Origin of the sequence: Pseudonocardia terrae, from assembly GCF_021343995.1 — a bacterium.
Lineage (GTDB): Bacteria > Actinomycetota > Actinomycetes > Mycobacteriales > Pseudonocardiaceae > Pseudonocardia > Pseudonocardia terrae.
Genome location: NZ_JAJTTE010000017.1, coordinates 77,437 through 94,358, shown reverse-complemented (window position 1 = coordinate 94,358; position 16,922 = coordinate 77,437). Strand labels below are relative to the sequence as shown.

Annotated in this window: 18 protein-coding genes and 1 tRNA gene; 8 read left to right on the top strand and 11 right to left on the bottom strand. The window is 74.3% G+C overall.

The window, feature by feature from the left end; genetic code table 11:
- Window positions 1-63 precede the first annotated feature (63 nt).
- Window positions 64-732 carry a thiaminase II gene (gene tenA, locus LWC33_RS13775; protein ID WP_233304759.1) on the top strand — a complete coding sequence of 223 codons (669 nt, stop codon included), beginning with the start codon at window positions 64-66 and terminating at the stop codon, window positions 730-732.
- A 52-nt stretch (window positions 733-784) separates the two neighbouring features.
- Here tenA and LWC33_RS13770 read toward each other — a convergent pair whose 3' ends face one another.
- From LWC33_RS13770 to LWC33_RS13745, 6 genes are all read right to left on the bottom strand, one after another.
- Entirely contained in the window at window positions 785-1,204 is a 420-nt protein-coding gene (locus LWC33_RS13770; RefSeq protein WP_233304758.1) for a phage holin family protein, read from the bottom strand.
- Window positions 1,201-2,436 carry a serine hydrolase domain-containing protein gene (locus LWC33_RS13765; RefSeq protein ID WP_233304757.1) on the bottom strand — a complete coding sequence of 412 codons (1,236 nt, stop codon included), beginning with the start codon at window positions 2,434-2,436 and terminating at the stop codon, window positions 1,201-1,203. The genes LWC33_RS13770 and LWC33_RS13765 overlap by 4 nt, the downstream gene beginning before the upstream one ends.
- Before the next feature lie 20 nt (window positions 2,437-2,456).
- Window positions 2,457-3,737 carry a PucR family transcriptional regulator gene (locus LWC33_RS13760; protein ID WP_233304756.1) on the bottom strand — a complete coding sequence of 427 codons (1,281 nt, stop codon included), beginning with the start codon at window positions 3,735-3,737 and terminating at the stop codon, window positions 2,457-2,459.
- A gap of 116 nt (window positions 3,738-3,853) precedes the next feature.
- Window positions 3,854-5,311 carry a flavin-containing monooxygenase gene (locus LWC33_RS13755; RefSeq protein WP_233304755.1) on the bottom strand — a complete coding sequence of 486 codons (1,458 nt, stop codon included), beginning with the start codon at window positions 5,309-5,311 and terminating at the stop codon, window positions 3,854-3,856.
- Entirely contained in the window at window positions 5,308-6,294 is a 987-nt protein-coding gene (lipP1, locus tag LWC33_RS13750) for a LipP1 family hormone-sensitive lipase (protein ID WP_233304754.1), read from the bottom strand. The genes LWC33_RS13755 and lipP1 overlap by 4 nt, the downstream gene beginning before the upstream one ends.
- A gap of 92 nt (window positions 6,295-6,386) precedes the next feature.
- Window positions 6,387-7,142 (bottom strand): enoyl-CoA hydratase/isomerase family protein, encoded by a 756-nt coding sequence (locus tag LWC33_RS13745; protein ID WP_233304753.1) that lies wholly within the window; start codon window positions 7,140-7,142, stop codon window positions 6,387-6,389.
- A gap of 45 nt (window positions 7,143-7,187) precedes the next feature.
- Here LWC33_RS13745 and LWC33_RS13740 point away from each other — a divergent pair, with 45 nt between their 5' ends.
- Both LWC33_RS13740 and LWC33_RS13735 read left to right on the top strand, forming a co-directional pair.
- Entirely contained in the window at window positions 7,188-8,258 is a 1,071-nt protein-coding gene (locus LWC33_RS13740) for a patatin-like phospholipase family protein (RefSeq protein WP_233304752.1), read from the top strand.
- An 18-nt stretch (window positions 8,259-8,276) separates the two neighbouring features.
- Window positions 8,277-8,576 carry a hypothetical protein gene (locus tag LWC33_RS13735; RefSeq protein WP_233304751.1) on the top strand — a complete coding sequence of 100 codons (300 nt, stop codon included), beginning with the start codon at window positions 8,277-8,279 and terminating at the stop codon, window positions 8,574-8,576.
- A gap of 31 nt (window positions 8,577-8,607) precedes the next feature.
- Here the strand turns inward: LWC33_RS13735 and LWC33_RS13730 are convergent, their stop codons facing one another.
- On the bottom strand, window positions 8,608-9,051 hold the full coding sequence (locus LWC33_RS13730) for a protein-tyrosine phosphatase family protein (protein ID WP_233304750.1): 444 nt from the start codon (window positions 9,049-9,051) through the stop codon (window positions 8,608-8,610).
- 19 nt (window positions 9,052-9,070) lie between these two features.
- On the opposite strand from LWC33_RS13730, the gene LWC33_RS13725 reads away from it, so the two are divergent.
- A complete protein-coding gene (locus LWC33_RS13725; protein ID WP_233304749.1) occupies window positions 9,071-9,871 on the top strand; it encodes a putative protein N(5)-glutamine methyltransferase in 801 nt (266 codons plus the stop codon).
- Here LWC33_RS13725 and LWC33_RS13720 read toward each other — a convergent pair.
- Window positions 9,831-10,229 (bottom strand): TOBE domain-containing protein, encoded by a 399-nt coding sequence (locus LWC33_RS13720; RefSeq protein ID WP_233304748.1) that lies wholly within the window; start codon window positions 10,227-10,229, stop codon window positions 9,831-9,833. The two genes, LWC33_RS13725 and LWC33_RS13720, sit on opposite strands and share 41 nt — an antisense overlap.
- Window positions 10,230-10,271: 42 nt before the next feature.
- Window positions 10,272-11,063 (bottom strand): carbon-nitrogen hydrolase family protein, encoded by a 792-nt coding sequence (locus tag LWC33_RS13715; RefSeq protein ID WP_233304747.1) that lies wholly within the window; start codon window positions 11,061-11,063, stop codon window positions 10,272-10,274.
- A gap of 32 nt (window positions 11,064-11,095) precedes the next feature.
- Between LWC33_RS13715 and LWC33_RS13710 the strand changes: the two genes are divergently transcribed.
- Complete coding sequence (locus tag LWC33_RS13710; RefSeq protein ID WP_233304746.1) at window positions 11,096-11,620, top strand: GNAT family N-acetyltransferase; 525 nt, start codon at window positions 11,096-11,098, stop codon at window positions 11,618-11,620.
- A gap of 179 nt (window positions 11,621-11,799) precedes the next feature.
- Here the strand turns inward: LWC33_RS13710 and LWC33_RS13705 are convergent.
- Window positions 11,800-11,881, bottom strand: a tRNA-Tyr gene (locus LWC33_RS13705).
- A gap of 91 nt (window positions 11,882-11,972) precedes the next feature.
- Here LWC33_RS13705 and LWC33_RS13700 point away from each other — a divergent pair.
- Entirely contained in the window at window positions 11,973-12,464 is a 492-nt protein-coding gene (locus tag LWC33_RS13700) for a YajQ family cyclic di-GMP-binding protein (RefSeq protein WP_233304745.1), read from the top strand.
- 426 nt (window positions 12,465-12,890) lie between these two features.
- On the opposite strand, the gene LWC33_RS13695 is transcribed toward LWC33_RS13700, so the two are convergent.
- The gene (locus LWC33_RS13695) at window positions 12,891-13,349 is read right to left on the bottom strand and encodes a winged helix-turn-helix transcriptional regulator (protein WP_233304744.1); all 459 of its coding nucleotides are present in this window, start codon (window positions 13,347-13,349) and stop codon (window positions 12,891-12,893) included.
- A 92-nt stretch (window positions 13,350-13,441) separates the two neighbouring features.
- Here LWC33_RS13695 and LWC33_RS13690 point away from each other — a divergent pair, with 92 nt between their 5' ends.
- Together LWC33_RS13690 and LWC33_RS13685 are read left to right on the top strand one after the other, a co-directional pair.
- Window positions 13,442-14,182 (top strand): DUF899 domain-containing protein, encoded by a 741-nt coding sequence (locus LWC33_RS13690; RefSeq protein ID WP_233304743.1) that lies wholly within the window; start codon window positions 13,442-13,444, stop codon window positions 14,180-14,182.
- A gap of 103 nt (window positions 14,183-14,285) precedes the next feature.
- The gene (locus LWC33_RS13685; RefSeq protein ID WP_233304742.1) at window positions 14,286-16,922 is read left to right on the top strand and encodes an AAA family ATPase; all 2,637 of its coding nucleotides are present in this window, start codon (window positions 14,286-14,288) and stop codon (window positions 16,920-16,922) included.

Genomic DNA, 16,922 nt, shown 5'->3' with positions numbered 1-16,922 from the left:
GATCATTCGACAGGTGGTCTACGCCACACCGATGATTCTGCTGCGGGCCCTACGGTTCCGGGCATGAGCACCCGCACGACCGACGTCCTGTGGAGCGACGTCGAGGACGTCTACGCCGCGATCCTCGCGCACCCGTTCGTCACCGGGCTGACCGACGGCACGCTCCCGCACTCGGCCTTCCGCCACTACATCGTCCAGGACGCGCACTATCTGCGCGGCTACGCCCGCGCGCTCGCGCTGTGTGCGGCCAAGGCGCCGGGCGAGGACGACCTCGCGATGTTCTGCGCGCACGCCGCCGGCGCGATCGCCGCCGAGCAGGAGCTGCACGCCGAGCTGCTCGGCAAGCTGGACCTGACCGCCGAGCAGGCGGCGGCGCTGCCGGTCGCACCGGCGACCCGGGCGTACGTCAGCTACCTGCTCGCCACGGCGTACTCCGGTTCCTACCCGGAGGCGGTCGCGGCCGTGCTCCCCTGCTACTGGATCTACGCGAAGGTCGGCGAGCACCTCGTGGAGGCCGGCTCCCCCGACCCGCTCTACGCCCGCTGGATCGCCACCTACGGCGGCGCGGAGTTCCAGGCCGTCGTCGACGCCGTGCTGGCCGCCACCGACCGGATCGGTGAGTCGGTCTCCGAGGCCGAGCTCGCCCGGATGCGGGCGCACTTCACCACGACCAGCCGGTACGAGTGGATGTTCTGGGACGGCGGCTACCGCGAGGAGGGCTGGCCCGTCTGAGTCCGTCGCGTGGGTGAGTGGTGCTCCGGCACCACTCACCAGCACGTCAGCATTAGCGCTGGTCGAACCGGTCCGGAATCAGCAGGTGCAGGACGAACCCCACGACCGCGACGACGATGGCGCCCCAGAAGCCGGGCCAGAAGCCCTCGACCACGAACGGCAGGCCGATCCGCGAGGCGAACGAGCCGACCAGCCAGAAGAGCAGGCCGTTGACGATCAGGCCGAACAGCCCGAGCGTGAGGATGTAGAGCGGGCAGCTCAGGATCTTGATCACGGGCTTGAGGAACGCGTTGACCAGGCCGAAGATCAGCGCGACCACGACCAGGGTGCCCACCCGGGAGCCCGTGGTGCGCCCGCCGAGCTCGATGCCGTCGACCAGCCAGGTGGCGACCCACAGCGCGACCGCGACGACGACCACCCGGACGACGAACGCGAGGACCCAGGAGCCCTCGCGCTCGTCGACCCAGCTCATGAGACGACCGCCTGGGACACCAGCACCCGCAGCTGCGGGCGGATCGGGTAGGCGCTCGACGGCATCAGCTGGGTCATGAAGACCACGCTCAGCTCCTCGACGGGGTCCAGGTAGAAGGCCGTGCTGGCCAGCCCGCCCCAGCCGTACTCGCCGAGCCCCTGCAGCTGCTTGCCCGCCGCCGGGTCGACGACGACCGAGAACCCGAGCCCGAAGCCCGTGCCCTGGTAGGTCGACTCCGCGAAGATCGGGCGGCCGATCGTCTCCAGGTCTGCTCCGCCGGGCAGGTGGTTGCGCGTGGCGTAGGCCAGCGTGCGCGGGCCGAGCAGGCGCACGTCGTCGAGCTCGCCGCCGCGGGCGAGCATCTGGGTGAAGCGGTGGTAGTCGTACAGCGTGGAGGCCAGCCCGCCACCGCCGGACAGGAAGGTCGGCTGCCGGGTGATCGCCTCGGCCATCGCCCCGCTGCGGACCAGCCCGCCGCCGGGCCTGGGCTGGTACAGCGTGGCCAGCCGGGCCAGGTTCTCCTCGCCGGAGACGTGGAAGCCGGTGTCGGTCATGCCGAGCGGGCCGAGGATCCGCTCCCGGAAGAACGCGTCGAGCGACATCCCGGAGGCGACCTCGACGACCCGGCCGAGCACGTCCGTCGAGACGCCGTAGTTCCACTCGGTACCCGGCTGGAACAGCAGCGGCAGGCTCGCCCAGGTGTCGCAGGCGGTCGCGAGGTCGTGCCCGCGCGGGGCGCCGAACTCGTGGCCCTTGCCGCGGTACATCTCGTCGACCGGGTGGGCGTGGTGGAAGCCGTAGGTGAGCCCGGACGTGTGGGTGAGCAGGTGCCACACCCGGATCGGCTCGGTGGTCGCCTCGGTGCCCGGGTTGAGCGCGGAGCCGGACCGGTAGACGCGGGTGTCGGCGAACGACGGGATGTACCGCGAGACCGGGTCGGTGAGCTCGAGCGCGCCCTCCTCCCACAGCATCAGCGCGGCGACGGAGGTGATCGGCTTGGTCATCGAGTAGATGCGCCAGATCGTGTCGTCGGTGACCGGGAGCCCGGCCTCGACGTCCCGCAGCCCGTGGTGCGCCACGTAGGCGACCTTGCCGCGGCGGGCCACGGCGACGGACCAGCCGGCGAGCTTGCCGGAGTCGACGTACTTCGCGAAGTGGGTCCCGATCCGGTCCAGCCGCTGCGCGTCGAGCCCGACCTCGCCCGGCTCGACCTCGGTCTTCAGAGCACTCACGATCTCGACACTACCGAGGATCACCGGGCGGGTGTGAGCACTGCGCGGCCTAGCCAGCGGCACGCCAGCAGCGCCAGCTCGAGGTCGATGCGGCCGTCGGTGAGCGGCCGGCCGCGCTCCCGCTCGGCCCGGCCCACCCGGTACCGCACGGAGTTCTTGTGCATCGTCAGCTGGTCGGCCGCGGTGGTGTAGCTGCCCCCGGCCGCGAGGAACACCCGCAGGGTCTCGCGCAGCCGCGCGCGCTGCGGGTCGTCGACCGCGAGCCCGCCCAGGGTGTCGGCCACCCAGGTGCGCGCCGCCTCGAGATCGGCGCAGAGCAGGGCGACGGCGCCGACGTCGGCGAAGGTCGTCAGCCGCCGGGCGTCGCCGGCCGCGGCGAGCGCCACGGTCTGCGCGCGGACGGCCTGGCGGTGGCTCTCCCGGAACCCGGCCACGCCGGTCCCGGGTTCGCCCACGGCGATCCGCACGGCCTGCGCGTTCTCCTCGGCGAGCGCCTCCACGGCCTTGGCCAGGTCCGCCACCGAGGAGTCCCGCCCGAGCGGGAGCCAGGCCCACGTCGTCGCGTGGTCGTAGGCCACGCACAGCGGCCTGCCGCGGCAGCCGATCCGCTCCGCCAGCGCGCCGACGAGCCGGACGACCGTCGCGCCCTCCCCCTCGCCGGACCAGGCCACGAGCGCGAGGTGCCGCCCGCGCAGCCCGTAGCCCAGGGTGGTCTCGAGCGCGTCGAGGTCGGCGGGGCCGTCGCCCTCGAGAAGCGCCCGCACCCGGCCGGCGCGCAGGGTGTCCCGGTTGGCGAGCCAGCGCTCGCGCTCCTCCTCGTAGACCTCGGCGACCTGCTGGCAGATCCAGTCGACGTAGCCGAAGGTGTCGCCGACCATCCGCCGCGCGACGCCGAGCGCCACGACCGGGTCCTCGCGGCGCCGGTCCAGCTCGGCGAACATCCAGCGCAGCAACCGGTCGTGGCCCACCCGGTAGGCGCGGAGCAGGGCGTTGACCGGGACCCCGCGCTGGGCGAGCCGGCGGGCGTACTCGAACGCGGCCGAGGGCGGTTCCATCCGCTCGGCCGGGATCTCGTGCGCGAGCATGTGCAGGATCGTCTCGACGTTGCCCTCCACCGAGGCGCCGAGCAGCTCGACGATCCGCGGATCGCCGTCGAGCTCCGCGATCTCGGTCGCCATCAGCTGGCGCAGGTCGAGCGCGATCTCGACGACGCGCCGCCCCAGGGCCACGGCGATCGCGCGGACGCAGCCGCCCACCTGGGCGAGCCCGGCCGGGGAGACGTCCGTCGTCGATGGCGGCACTCCCCCACAGTACGTTCTGCCGAACGTTTGACAAGCGCCCGTGGGAACGAGCCGGCCGGGCACGACGGCGGCGCCGTTGCCGCCGTCGCGCCCGGCCGGGGTCCGGACCGCCCCGCTCAGGGCGTGGGCACGAGGTCGTAGGCCTCGACGTCGAGCTCCCGGGTCGCCTCCCGGTAGTCCTCGACGCTGCCCTTCCAGTTGTTGGTGATGCGCCCGTCCGCCGTCTTGTACCAGCTGTTGCAGCTGCCGGCGAAGGAGCTGTCCCGCAGCTCGCGCTGCAGCTCGGCGTTGTACTCGTCCTGCGCGTCCCTGCGGACCGAGAGCGCCGCGCCCTTCTCCCTGCCGACCTCCAGGCCCTGCAGCACGTACTCGAACTGGCACTCGAGCATCGCGATGATCGAGTTGTGGCCGAGGTTCGTGTTCGGGCCGTAGAGCATGAACAGGTTCGGGAAGCCGGAGACGGTGACCCCGAGATAGGCCTCGGGCCCCTCCCGCCAGGCCTCGGCGAGCGGCAGGCCGTCCCGGCCGCGGACGTCGAGCGCACTGTTGAAGGACAGCGTCTCGAAGCCGGTGGCGTAGACGATCACGTCCACCTCGTGCAGCACGCCGTCGGCGGTCCGCACGCCGGTGGGCTCCACGCCATCGAGCTTCTCGGTCACCAGGCGTACGTTGTCGCGCACCAGCGCCGGGTAGAAGGTGTCGGCGATGATGATCCGCTTGCAGCCGATCGGGTAGTCCGGCCAGAGCTTGGCGCGCAGCTCCTCGTCGGGGACCTGGGCCTCCAGGTGGGCGCGGGCGGCGGCGGTGAACTCGGCGGCGACGTCCGTGCCCTGCTTCATCGCCCCCATCCAGCCCTCGTGCTCCCAGTAGAAGCCGTCCCGGCTCTCCTGGAGGAACTCGCGCTGCCGGTACCGCTCGCGCTCCTCCGGGCCGTACGGGCGGTCCTCGCGCGGCACCACGTAGTTCGGCGTCCGCTGGAACACGACCAGCTCCGCGGCGGCCTCGGCCACCTCGGGGATGAGCTGCGCCGCGCTGGCCCCGTTGCCGACGCACGCGACGCGCTTGCCCCGCAGGTCGACGTCGTGGTTCCAGCGCGCGGAGTGCCACGAGTCGCCACGGAAGGTCTCCCGGCCGGCGATGTCCCGGAAGGTGGGCCGGTTGAGCTGGCCCCACGCCGTGACCAGCGCCCGGGCGACGACGTCCTCGCCCTCGGCCACCGCGATCCGCCAGACGCCCTCGGCGTCGTCCCAGTGCGCGGAGGTCACCTCCGTGTTCAACCGGATCCTCGACGCGAGGCCGAGTCGGTCGACGAGCCGGTCGATGTGCGCCTTGATCTCCGGCTGGAACGCGAACACCCGGCTCCAGTCCGGCTGCTCGTCGAACGAGAACCAGTACAGGTGCGACTGCACGTCGCACGAGGCGCCCGGGTAGGTGTTGTCCCGCCAGGTGCCGCCCCAGTCGCCCGCCTTCTCGAGCACGACGAACGACTCCTCGCCGGACTGCTGCAGCCGCACCGCCATACCGAGGCCGCCGAGTCCCGCGCCCAGGACGGCGACCTCCACCCGCTGCGTCACGCGCCGGCCTTCCGCACCGCGTCGGCGATCTCGTCGATGATCCCGGCACCCGACGGCGTGGCGCCGAGGGTCCAGAGGAAGTCGTGCAGCATGCCGTCGAAGCGCTTCTGCGTGACGGGCACACCGGCCGCCTCGAGCTTGCGGGCGTAGTTCTCGCCCTCGTCGCGCAGCGGGTCGTACTCCGACGTCGCGACGTAGGCCGGCGGCAGACCGGACAGGTCCTCGCGGCGGCCGGGGCAGAGGTAGTCGAGGTCGTCGCTCTGCGCGCCCAGGTAGTGCGCCCAGAACCACTCCATCGCGCCGCGGGTGAGCAGGTAGCCGTCGGCGTTCTGCTCGTACGACGGGGTGGAGAAGTCGAAGTCGGTGACCGGGTAGAGCAGTACCTGGGCGGCGATGGCGGGACCGCTCCGGTCCTTGGCGGCCTGCGCCACCGACGCGGCGAGGTGGCCACCGGCGGAGTCGCCGGCCACGATCAGCCGGTCCGCGTCCGCGCCGAGCTCCCCGGCGTTCTCCGCGGCCCAGACGGTGGCCGCGTAGCAGTCGTCGAACGCGGCGGGGGCGATGTGCTCGGGGGCGAGCCGGTAGTCGACGGACACGATGACGGCACCGCTGCGGTTGGCGAGGGTGCGCAGCGGGCGGTCGACGATCTCCAGGTCGCCGATCACCCAGCCGCCACCGTGGAAGTAGACGACCAGCGGCTTCGGGCCGTCGCCCTCGGGGGTGTAGATCCGCACCGGGATCTGGCTGTCGGGGCCCGGGATGCGTCGGTCATCGACGGCGATCGGTTCCGGCTCGCCCTGCAGGTCGAGGAAGCCCTTCGTCGCGGCACGGGCCATCGGCACCGTCATCTGCGGGAACGGCGGCATGCCTTGCTCGACGAGGGCGTCGAGCAGGGCCTGGGCTTCGGGGTGGACGGGCAACGCTGCCTCCTGGGTCCGTTCGGACGGGCTCTCCGATGTCCCCTGCACGGTGACATCGGTCACGCGGATGACCTTCGTGTCCCGGGTACGAAACCCGCCGCCGTCTTCGTCCTCCCGGCACGGCGCGCGACCGTCGCGCCGCGGTCGATCGACGCTCAGCTCCCCTTCCGGCGGCCGAGCCCGGCGCGGTACGCCGCCAGCACCTCCCGTGTCTCGTCCTCCGCGAAGACGCCCGCGAACTCCTGCACGCTGCGGTCCGCGCCTGCGGCCAGCCCGGTGTTCTGCCAGGTCTCGAACAGCCGCTTCTGCGCCGCGAGCACCGTGGGGGTGTGCCCGGTGACCTTGGCGAGCAGCTCCTCGACGGCGCCCGCCAGCCCGGACGGCTCGACGACGGCGTTGCACAGGGCACCGAGGCGATCGACCGGGTAGAGGTCCCCGGTCAGGATGATCTCCTTCGCCAGGGCCAGCCCGACGTGCTGCTGCAGCAGGGCGGCGTCGACCACCGACGGGATGCCCAGCTTGACCTCGGGCAGCCCGAACGCGGCCCGGGTGGTCGCCACCCGCAGGTCGGCAGCCAGGGCGAGCTCGAACGCCGCCCCGATGCACGGCCCGTCGACGGCCACGAGCACCGGCACGGGCGCGATCCGCACGGCCCGCAGCAGGTCGCGCAGCCGCCCGATGAACGCCTCCGCGTCGGCCACCGACCCGAGCGCGAGGAACTCGTCGACGTGCATCCCGGCCGAGAACACGGGACCGGTGGCGTCGACCACGACGGCCCTGGTGTCCGGACCGAGCCGGCCGGGGTCGAAGGCCGCGTGCAGGTCGCGGACGTCGCCGGCGGTCAGGGCGTTGCGGGCCTCGGGACGGTCGAGGGTGACCCGGCGCACCGGGCCGTCGTCGGTGACGTTCATCCGGTCATCCTGACCGGCCCGCCCCGGCCGGGTCATGATGAGGTCATGGGGGACCTGCCCGACGGCGAACTCCAGGGCGACGCCGAGGTCCTGCACGCCCTGTTCCGCCGCCGGGACTCCGGCAGCCGCCCGGGGGCCCGCACGGACGGGCACCGGATCGCCCTCGTCGTCGGCGGCGGCGGGATGCGCGGCGCCTACGCGGGCGGCATGGTCTGGGCCCTCGAACAGGCGGGCCTGGCACCGGCCTTCGACGTCGCCTACGGCAGCTCCGCCGGCGCGTTCGTCGCCACCGCGCTGCTGCTCGGGCACGGCTACGAGGCCTCCCGGATCTTCCCCGACGACATGGCGACCCGCGCCTTCGTCGACCCGCGCCGGCTCCGCACGCGCCGGCCGATGGTCTCGCTGGACCACCTGATCGACGAGATCCTGGTGCACAGCAAGCCCACCGACTGGGAGGCGCTGCGCGACAGCCCGGCCCCGCTGCGGGTGCTGGTCACCGACGCCGACGACATGACCCCGCACGCGCTCGGCGGGTTCCCGACCGCCGCGGACTGGCGGCTGGCCATGCGCGCGACGGCCGCGATCCCGTACCTCACCGGGCCGCCCGTCGAGTTGGACGGGCGGCGCTGGATCGACGGCTCGATCGGCGACCCGCTGCCGGTGGCGCGGGCCCTGCGCGAGGGGGCCACGCACGTGCTGGTCCTGCTCACCCGGCCCGTCCCCGAGCTGCGCCGCTCCGACCCGACCGGCCGCACGCCGTGGTGGGCGCGGTCGATCGACCTGCTCGCCCCGGGGCTCGGCGCGATGACCCAGGACGTCCGCCGGCACGCCGACAGCCTCGACCTGCTCTCCGACGCCGCCCACCCCGACCGTTCCGGCTGCCACCTGTACGCCCTCTCGCCGGCCCGGTCCGCGGGCGTCCGCGGCCTGACGATCGACGTCCCGCGCGTGGAGCTGGCCTCGCGGCTCGGGCACGACTCCGCCGCGGCCGTACTGCGGTCGGTCGATCCCGGACTCGCCCTCGTCCACCAGCCCGACGCTCCGGACGCCACCGATGAGTTCCGCGGGCCCCCGCGGTCCACCCCTCGACGGGCCGGGAGCGACCGGCCCGCATGAGCCGTGGGGGGAGGCGGCATGGGGTGCACTTCGGGGCCACGCCGCTTCGACCGGCGGCGGATCGAGATCGGGCCGGGCGAGTCGCGCCCGCACGTGGAGGCGGAGTGGCGCGGTGTGCTCGTCGTCCTCGAGGCCGGGGAGATCGAGCTGCGCTGCCACGCGGGCGGCCACCGGCGCTTCGCCGCGGGCTCGGTGCTGTGGTTCACCGGGCTGAACCTGAGCTCGGTGCACAACCCGGGGGCGGTGCCGGCGGTGATCCTCGCCGTCTCCCGCGGAGGGCACTACCCGGACGGGTGCACCCGGGACACGGGTTCGTGACGTCGCGGGACCACCCCGGACGGGCGCCGGCTCAGCCGGGGCGCCGGGCCACCCGCTCCGCGAACGCCCGGACCCACCGCCGCTGCCAGGGCGTCTCGACGGCCCGCGGCCGGTAGTGCGCCCGGGCCCAGGCCACGGCCTCGGCCCCGGGGTGCCCGGCGAGCACGGCCATGCACGCGATCACCGTGCCCGTCCGGCCGGTCCCGCCCGTGCAGCTGACCTCGACCCGCAGGCCCGAGCGGGCGCGTTCGTAGGCGTCGACGATCGCCGCGGTGGCGCCGTCCCGGTCGCGGGGCACGCGGAAGTCCGGCCAGACGATCCAGGCCGCGGGCCAGTCCGGCTCGTCGTCGTGCCCGGGGCGGCCGAGGCAGAGGGAGAACTCGGGCAGCGGCCCGTCGGGCAGGGGGTCGCGGCGGCCCCGCCCGCGGACCGGGGTCCCGTCGGGGAGCAGGACCGCGCCGTCCAGCTGGGTCATTCCGTGATAATGCCCTCCCGTGCGATCGAGCGAGGCCCTGGTCGGGGCGCTGCGGGCGGCCGGGTGTGTGTTCGCCGAGGAGGAGGCCGAGGTCCTGGCCGGGTCCGCGGGGTCCCCGGAGGAGCTGGAGGACATGCTCGCCCGGCGCGTCGCGGGCGTCCCGCTGGAGCACGTCGTGGGCTGGGCAGAGTTCCGCGGGCTGCGGATCGTCGTCGACGAGGGGGTCTTCGTGCCGCGCCGGCGCACCGAGCTGCTGGTGGAGCAGGGCGTGGCGCTGGCCCCTCCGGATGCTGTGATCGTGGACCTCTGCTGCGGCTCGGGGGCGGTGGCGACCGCGCTGGCCGTCGAGCTGCCGGGGGCGGAGGTGCACGCGGCGGACGTCGACCCCGCGGCGGTGCGCTGTGCGCGGCGCAACCTGGAGCCCCGCGGCGGGCACGTGCACGAGGGCGACCTCGACGCGGCCCTGCCCACCGACCTGCGCGGCCGGGTCGACCTGCTGCTCGCCAACGCGCCCTACGTGCCGTCGGCCGAGGTCCCGCTCATGCCCTCGGAGGCCCGCGACCACGAGCCGCTCATCGCCCTGGACGGTGGCACCGACGGCCTCGACCTGCACCGGCGCATCGCCGCGCTCGCACCCCGCTGGCTGCGGCCCGGGGGGCTGCTGCTGATCGAGACCTCGCGACGGCAGGCACCCGGCACCGCGGCGGCGATGGTCGTGCACGGCATGGGCACCGCGATGACCCGCTCCGAGGAGCTCGACGCCACCGTCGTGGTCGGGATCAGCGCCGGGGCGTCTCGACCACGACGTTCGTCGACTTGATCACCGCGACGGCGAGCGAGCCGGGCTGCAGGCCGAGCTCCTCGACCGCCTCGCGGCTCATCAGCGACACCACCCGGTGCGGACCGCACTGCATCTCGACCTGGGCCATGACCTTGTCCGTGACGACCTCGGTCACCAGGCCGACCATCCGGTTGCGCGCGGAGGTGTGCACGTCCGAGGGGTCCGGGGCCGCGGTCGCGTGCTGACGGGTGAACGCCGCCAGCGAGGCCCCGTCGACGACCTTGCGCCGCGAGGCGTCGAGGTGCACCGGCAACGTGCCGGCCTCGATCCACCGGCGCACCGTGTCGTCACTGACCCCGAGCAGGCCCGCGACCTCCGAGATCCTGTACTCCGCCACGGCGCGGATGCTACGGCGACCCGGCCGCCGCGTCTGCGCCGGTCAGGCCACGAGCACCGCGCGGGCGGTCTCGCCGGACGCGGCCCCGCACCGCGCGAGCGCCGTGCCGTCGGCCGCCCAGACCCCCGATCGGCCCGCGGTCCGGTCGTAGCCGCCGCCGGTCGGGCCGGCGAAGCCGGCCACCACGACCGGCACGCCGTGGTCGCGGCCGATGCGCCGGGCCCTTTCCTCCTGCACCGCGGCGTCCTCCGGGATGTCGACGGCGCCCGCCACGTACGCGTCGATCCCGAGCGCGGCCGTGCGCGCCGCCTGCTCCGGCACCCCCATGTCCCGGCAGACCGCGAGCCCGAGCCGCCAGCCGTCGACCGCCACGACACCGGGCCCGGTCCCGGCGGTGAAGTGCGCGGGCTCCGCCCCGGCCAGGCACATCGTGCGGTAGGCGACCCACGCGCCCGTGCCGTCGACGGCGAGCACGCCGAGCGAGCGGCCGCCCCCGTCGAGGGGCGCGCCGCCGTCGAGGGGCGCGCCGCCGTCGAGGGGCACCGGGGCGCCGGCGAGGGGCACCGGGGCGCCGTCGAGGGGCACCGGGGCGCCGGCGAGGGCCAGGGCGCCGGTGTCGGCGCAGGCCTCGACCAACGGGGTGAGCCGTGGGTCGGCGGGATCGAGCACCGGGGCGTCGAGCTCGTAGCCGGTCAGCGACAGCTCGGGGAAGACGACCAGGCGTGCGCCGGCCCGGCGGACCGTGTCGGCGTGGGCACGGGCGTTGGCCGCGACGTCACGAGCGGTGCAGGGCGGCTGGGCGGCGACGACGGTCAGGGGCAGCCTCGGAGGCACGGACGCACGCTATCCGCTGGGAGGATCACGGCATGGGCCGGACCGAGGACCACCGCACGCGCTGGACCACGCGGCCGGAGGGGCCCGGCGACGGGCCGGCGGTGCGACGGGTGGTGCTGGCCGCGTTCGGCTCGCCCGGCGAGGCCGATCTCGTCGACGCCCTCCGGGTCGACTCCGCGTGGCTCGACGGGCTGTCGGTCGTCGCCGAGGCGCCGGACGGGGAAATCGTCGGACACGCCCTGCTGACCCGCTGCCACGTCGGCGGGGTGCCGGCGCTCTGCCTCGCCCCCTGCTCCGTGCTGCCCGCCCATCAACGCTCGGGCGCCGGGAGCGCCGCGATCCGGGCGGCGCTGGCCGCGGCGCGGGAGCGGGGCGAGCGGTTCGTGATCGTGCTCGGACACCCGGGCTACTATCCGCGCTTCGGCTTCGGCCGTGCCTCGGCGCACGGCATCCGGCTCGCCGCGGAGGTGCCGGAGGAGGCGCTCATGGCCCTCGCCCTCACCGACGACCCGCTGCCGGCGGGGACGGTCCGGTACGCGGCGCCGTTCGGGATCTGAGTCCGGTGGACGCCTGCGCCCACGGTCCGACGGATGTCCGGGCACAGCCGTCTTCGTCTCGACCGAGGCCGGGTGACCGGCGGACCGCCCGGGAAGGTGGGCGATCTCCTCGCGCCTGATCACACGAGAACGGCCCCTGACCCGCGTCTCCGCTGGTCAGGGGCCGTACCCCGAGGGTGTGGCAGGTGAAGGATTCGAACCTTCGTAGGCTAAGCCGACGGATTTACAGTCCGCTCCCTTTGGCCACTCGGGCAACCTGCCGGGGTGCCGTCGGCCTCGCCGACGTGCAGGGAGAAGGATACGACAGCGAGATCCGGTCCCCACGAGGGGGGCCGTCAGCGAGGAGGAGCCCATGGCCGACCCGTCGTTCGACGTGGTGAGCAAGGTCGATCGGCAGGAGGTCGACAACGCCCTCAACCAGGCCGCGAAGGAGCTCTCCCAGCGGTTCGACTTCCGGGGCACCGACACCTCGATCAGCTGGGCCGGCGAGGAGGCGATCACCCTCGAGTCCGGCACGGAGGAGCGACTCAAGGCGGCGGTCGACGTCTTCAAGGAGAAGCTGATCAAGCGGAACATCTCCCTGAAGGCCTTCGAGGTGGGCGAGCCCGCGCCGTCGGGCAAGATCTACAAGGTCACCGGCAAGATCCTCCAGGGCATCGCCTCGGACAAGGCCAAGGAGATCAGCAAGACCATCCGCGACGAGAAGCTCAAGGGCGTCCAGGCCCAGATCCAGGGCGACCAGCTGCGCGTCTCGGGAAAGAAGAAGGACGACCTGCAGGCCGTCATCGCGCTGCTGAAGGGCAAGGACTTCGGCATCGCCCTGCAGTTCACGAACTACCGGTGAGGCCGACCCGGCCTGACACCGCGCCCGGACGGGGTGTCAGGCCGGTGGCAGCACGCGCGCGCGGTTGGGACGGCTGCCTGCAGTCGTCCCGGTCCATGATCGTTCCGAGCGGGACGCGAGGGTTGTGGCGGCGACCCTCGAGTGACACTCGGATCGATCAGCCCGGCCGAGAGGAACTGCAGCGTCGTCCGGACAGCGCTCCTGTGACCCTCGGATGGATCAAGCGCCAGGACGGCCGAGGCGAGCTGCCCGCGATCGTCCCTGTTCTTGATCATTCCGGGTGGGACACGGAGGCCGTGAAAGCAACCCTCCGGTGACGCTCGCATCGATCAACTCGCCCGAGAGGAACCGCAGCGTCGCCCGGACAGCGCTCCTGTGACCTCGGATGGATCATGGGCCGGCGGGAGGCCGTGCCGGGGACCGCCCTCAGCTGGCTCGGCCCGGCAGGCGGTCGGGATCGGCACCCGGGCCGGGGTTGGCGACGATCTCGGCGATGTCCGGCGAGCCGCCGCACCCCTCGCAGGTGGCCGTGAGGTGGACCGCGCCGCCGCACTCGTCGTGGGTGAAGAGGACCGGGGGGCCGTCGGGGGCGGCCCAGCGGTCGCCCCACTCGGTCAGCGCCACGATCACCGCACCCAGCTCGCGGCCCTTGCGGGTGAGCACGTAGCCCTCCGTGCGCTCCTCCATCAGCCCGGCGGCCACGAAGCCCTCGAGGCGCTTGGCGAGGACGTTCGGCGCGATGCCGAGCCGGCGCTCGAAGTCCGAGAAGCGGGTCATGTCGGCGAACACGGCGTTCCGGATGATCAGCAGGCTCCAGCGCTCACCCACCAGCTCGAGGGCGCGCGCCGCCGAACAGTTCTCCCGCTCGTACAGACGTCCCAGCACGGGCCCAGGATAAGCCCCATCCGCTTGCGTGATGCAAGTCTCATCGCTACCGTACTTGCATCACGCAAGCCGATCCGAAGGGGACGAGGACGATGGCACTTCCGCAGGTGGTCTCGCGAGACGAGTGGATGGCCGCACGCCGGGCCCTGCTGTTGCGCGAGAAGGAACTGACGAGGGCGCGGGACGTGCTCGCCGCGGACCGGCGGCGGCTGCCGATGGTGCGGGTCGAGCGCGATTACCGCTTCACCGGGCCGGACGGCGAGGTCGGGCTGCTCGACCTGTTCGCGGGCCGGAGCCAGCTGATCCTGCAGCACTTCATGTACGACCCGGCCTGGGACGAGCCCTGCCGCAGCTGCAGCGCCATGGCCGCCGAGACGGGCGAGGGGGTGCGCGAGCACCTCGGGCGGCGGGACACGGCCTTCGCCGCGGTGTCGCGGGCGCCGTACCCGACGTTGCAGGCCGTCCGCGAGGCCCGGAGCTGGACCTTCCCCTGGTACTCGTCCGAGGGCAGCACCTTCAACTACGACTTCCACGCGACGCTCGACCCGGCCGTCGTGCCCGCGAACTACAACTTCCGGGACGCCGGGGAACTGTCGGCCGCCGGCCTCGACTGGATGGTCGACTACGTCGGCGAGCAGCCGGCGATCAGCACGTTCCTCCGCGACGGCGAGCAGGTCTTCCACACCTGGTCGGCCTACGGCCGCGGCGTCGAGGAGATGATGCACGGCTACCACCTGCTCGACCTGACCCCGCTGGGGCGCCAGGAGGAGTGGGAGGAGCCGAAGGGCCGGGCCCCGGTCGTGCACGTGGCCGACCCGGGTTACACGGACTGAGTCGATTCCGTTCACAGCCGAAAGGTCTCGTCTGGGGCCGAAGGTCGGATCAGGGCCGTTCGACCGGTACCGCGGGCCGTCCGGGCGTTCCTAGGCTCGCCCGGTGCGTCTCCTGGAGCGCGACCATCCGCTGGCGGTCGTGCGCGACCGGGCGGCCGGTGCGGCCGAGGGCGGCGGCCGGCTGGTGCTGCTCGCCGGCGAGGCCGGGATCGGCAAGACGGTCCTGCTGCGTGCCCTCGCCGACGAGCTCCCCCGGGAGCAGGTGCTGTGGGGGATGTGCGACGCGCTGTCCACCCCGCGGCCGCTCGGCCCGCTCCGCGACGTCGCGCACGGGCTCGGGCCGGCCGTGAGCGGGCTGCTCACCGACGGGGCACCGCCGCACGAGGTGTTCGCGGCGGTGCTCGAGGCGCTGCGGGCCCGCCCGCGGACGCTGGTGATCGAGGACATGCACTGGGCGGACGAGGCGACCGCGGACCTCGTCCGCTACCTCGGCCGTCGCATCTCGGCGCTGCCCGTGCTCCTGGTGCTCTCCTACCGCGACGGGCTCGCCGCCGATCACCCACTGGTTCCGGTGATCGGCGACCTGGTCTCCCTGCCGGACGCCCGCCGCGTCCAGCTGGCACCGCTCAGCCGGGCTGCGGTCGCGCAGCTGTGCGACGGCAGCGGGCTCGACGCCGCCGAGGTGCACCGGCGCACGGCCGGCAACCCGTTCTTCGTCAGCCAGATCGTGGCGCAGCCGGAGTCACGGCTGCCGGCGAGCGTCCGGGAGGCCGTGCTCGCCCGGGCGGCGGTCCTCGACCCGGACCGGCGCCGCTGGCTCGAGCTGATCTCGTGCACGCCGGAGCCGGTCGGCGCCGCGCTGCTGGCCGCCCTCGGCGTGCCACCCGCGACCGTGGACGCGCTCGTCGGCACCGGGCTCGTCGACCGCCACGGCGACGGGCTGGCCTTCCGGCACGAGATCGCCCGATCCGCGGTGCTCGACGCCGCGCCCGGCCCGGCCACGGAGCGGCACGTCACGATGATCGCCGCACTGGAGGCGACCGGCGGCGACGCCAGCGTCCTCGCCCATCACGCCGCCGCGGCCGGCGACGTCCCGCGGGTCCTGCGCCACGCACGGGCGGCCGCGGCCGATGCGGCCCGCTCCGGCGCCCACCGGCAGGCCGTCGAGCTGTACCGGCTCGCGCTCGCCGCCACCGGACACGACGGCGCCGACGGCACCGGACCCGGCACCGGGAACGGCGCCGGACGCGGGCTCGGACACGAGGCCGGACACGAGACCGGACACGAGGCCGTCGACACGGGACCGGCGACCCGCGCGGAGCTGCTGGAGGCCCTCGGCACCGAGCTCTACCTCACCGACCGGCTCGCGGAGGCGATCGACGTGCTCACCCGCGCCGTCGCGCTCCGCCGCGAGCTCGGCGACGCGATCGCCGTCGGCACCGGGCACCGCATCATCTCGGACTACGCCTGGTACCACGGCGACGGCGCCACCGCGGCCGAGCACGACCGCGCCGCGCGCGAGATCCTGGCCGCCGCGGACGCCCCGCGGGAGTGGGGGTTCGCGCTGGCCAACCACGCCTACCTGGCCGCCCATCGCGGCGACGGGTCCGGGGCCGCCCGGGCCGGCGAGGACGCGCAACGGATCGCCGGCGAGCTCCAGGACCCCGCCCTGCACGGCACGGCCGCGATCGGACTCTCCATCGTCCGCCTGCTCGCCGGCGACGTCACCGCTCGCACCGACCTCCTCGACGCGAGCGTCACGGGCGTGACCCGGAAGCTCGACGAGCTCGCGACCGCACCCGTGAGCAACCTCGCGCACCTCGACGTCGAGCAGGGCCGGTTCACCGAGGCCGACGCGGTGCTCGCGGAGGCCCTCGCGCTCAGCGAGCGGCTGGACGTGCAGATCTGCACGATGTGGCAACGCGGGGTCCGGGCCCGGCTGCGGCTGCTGCAGGGCCGCTGGGCGGAGGCCGAGGAGGATGCGCGCGCCGTCCTCGACCGGGGCGAGATGCCGCTCGGCCGGCTGTGGCCGCGGCTCGTGCTCGGGGTGCTGGCCGCACGCCGTTCCGCGCCCCCGGAGAACCCGGACCTCGACATCGGGTGGCGGATCGCGACGGGCCTCGACGCGCCCGCCGTCCTCGCCGCGGCCGTGGCGGCGCTCGCCGAGCAGGCCTGGCTGCTGCGCCGGCCCGATCCCCGGCTGGACGGACCGGTCGTCGCCCGGCTGCTCACCACGGAGTTCAGCGGCAGGCGGCAGACGCTCGGGCCGCTCCGGCGCTGGGCGGCACGGCTGGCCGCGGCGGACCTCCCGCCCCTGCCACCCCTGCCCGACGACGTGGAGGACCGACCCGACGAGGGCGACCGCCCGTACGAGCGCGCCCTCGCCCTCTGGGACACCGGCGCCCCGGCGGACCTCCTCACCGCCCTTCCCGTGCTCGACGAGCTGGGCGCGGCCGCCGTCGCGGCCCGATTCCGCGCCCGGCTGCGCGCGCTCGGGGTCGTGGGGATCCCCCGCGGCCCGGCCCCCGCCACGCGGGCGAACCCGGCCGGCCTCACCGCCCGTCAGCTCGACGTGCTGGGGCTGCTCGCCGAGGGGCTGAGCAACGCCGACATCGCCGCGCGGCTGGTGATCTCGCCGAGGACCGCCGACCATCACGTGTCGGCGGTCCTGGCGAAGCTGGGGGTGCGCTCCCGCGGCGAGGCGGCCGCGGCCGCCCACCGGATGGGTGTCCGCGCCTGA

Excerpts from the sequence above, each read along its gene's own strand:
- LWC33_RS13770 (WP_233304758.1), bottom strand. The coding sequence starts at position 1,204 with ATGAGCTGGGTCGACGAGCGCGAGGGCTCCTGGGTCCTCGCGTTCGTC.
- LWC33_RS13740 (WP_233304752.1), top strand. The coding sequence starts at position 7,188 with ATGGGGGACCTGCCCGACGGCGAACTCCAGGGCGACGCCGAGGTCCTG.
- LWC33_RS13710 (WP_233304746.1), top strand. The coding sequence starts at position 11,096 with ATGGGCCGGACCGAGGACCACCGCACGCGCTGGACCACGCGGCCGGAG.
- LWC33_RS13745 (WP_233304753.1), bottom strand. The coding sequence starts at position 7,142 with ATGAACGTCACCGACGACGGCCCGGTGCGCCGGGTCACCCTCGACCGT.
- LWC33_RS13690 (WP_233304743.1), top strand. The coding sequence starts at position 13,442 with ATGGCACTTCCGCAGGTGGTCTCGCGAGACGAGTGGATGGCCGCACGC.
- LWC33_RS13730 (WP_233304750.1), bottom strand. The coding sequence starts at position 9,051 with ATGACCCAGCTGGACGGCGCGGTCCTGCTCCCCGACGGGACCCCGGTC.
- LWC33_RS13735 (WP_233304751.1), top strand. The coding sequence starts at position 8,277 with ATGGGGTGCACTTCGGGGCCACGCCGCTTCGACCGGCGGCGGATCGAG.
- LWC33_RS13700 (WP_233304745.1), top strand. The coding sequence starts at position 11,973 with ATGGCCGACCCGTCGTTCGACGTGGTGAGCAAGGTCGATCGGCAGGAG.
- tenA (WP_233304759.1), top strand. The coding sequence starts at position 64 with ATGAGCACCCGCACGACCGACGTCCTGTGGAGCGACGTCGAGGACGTC.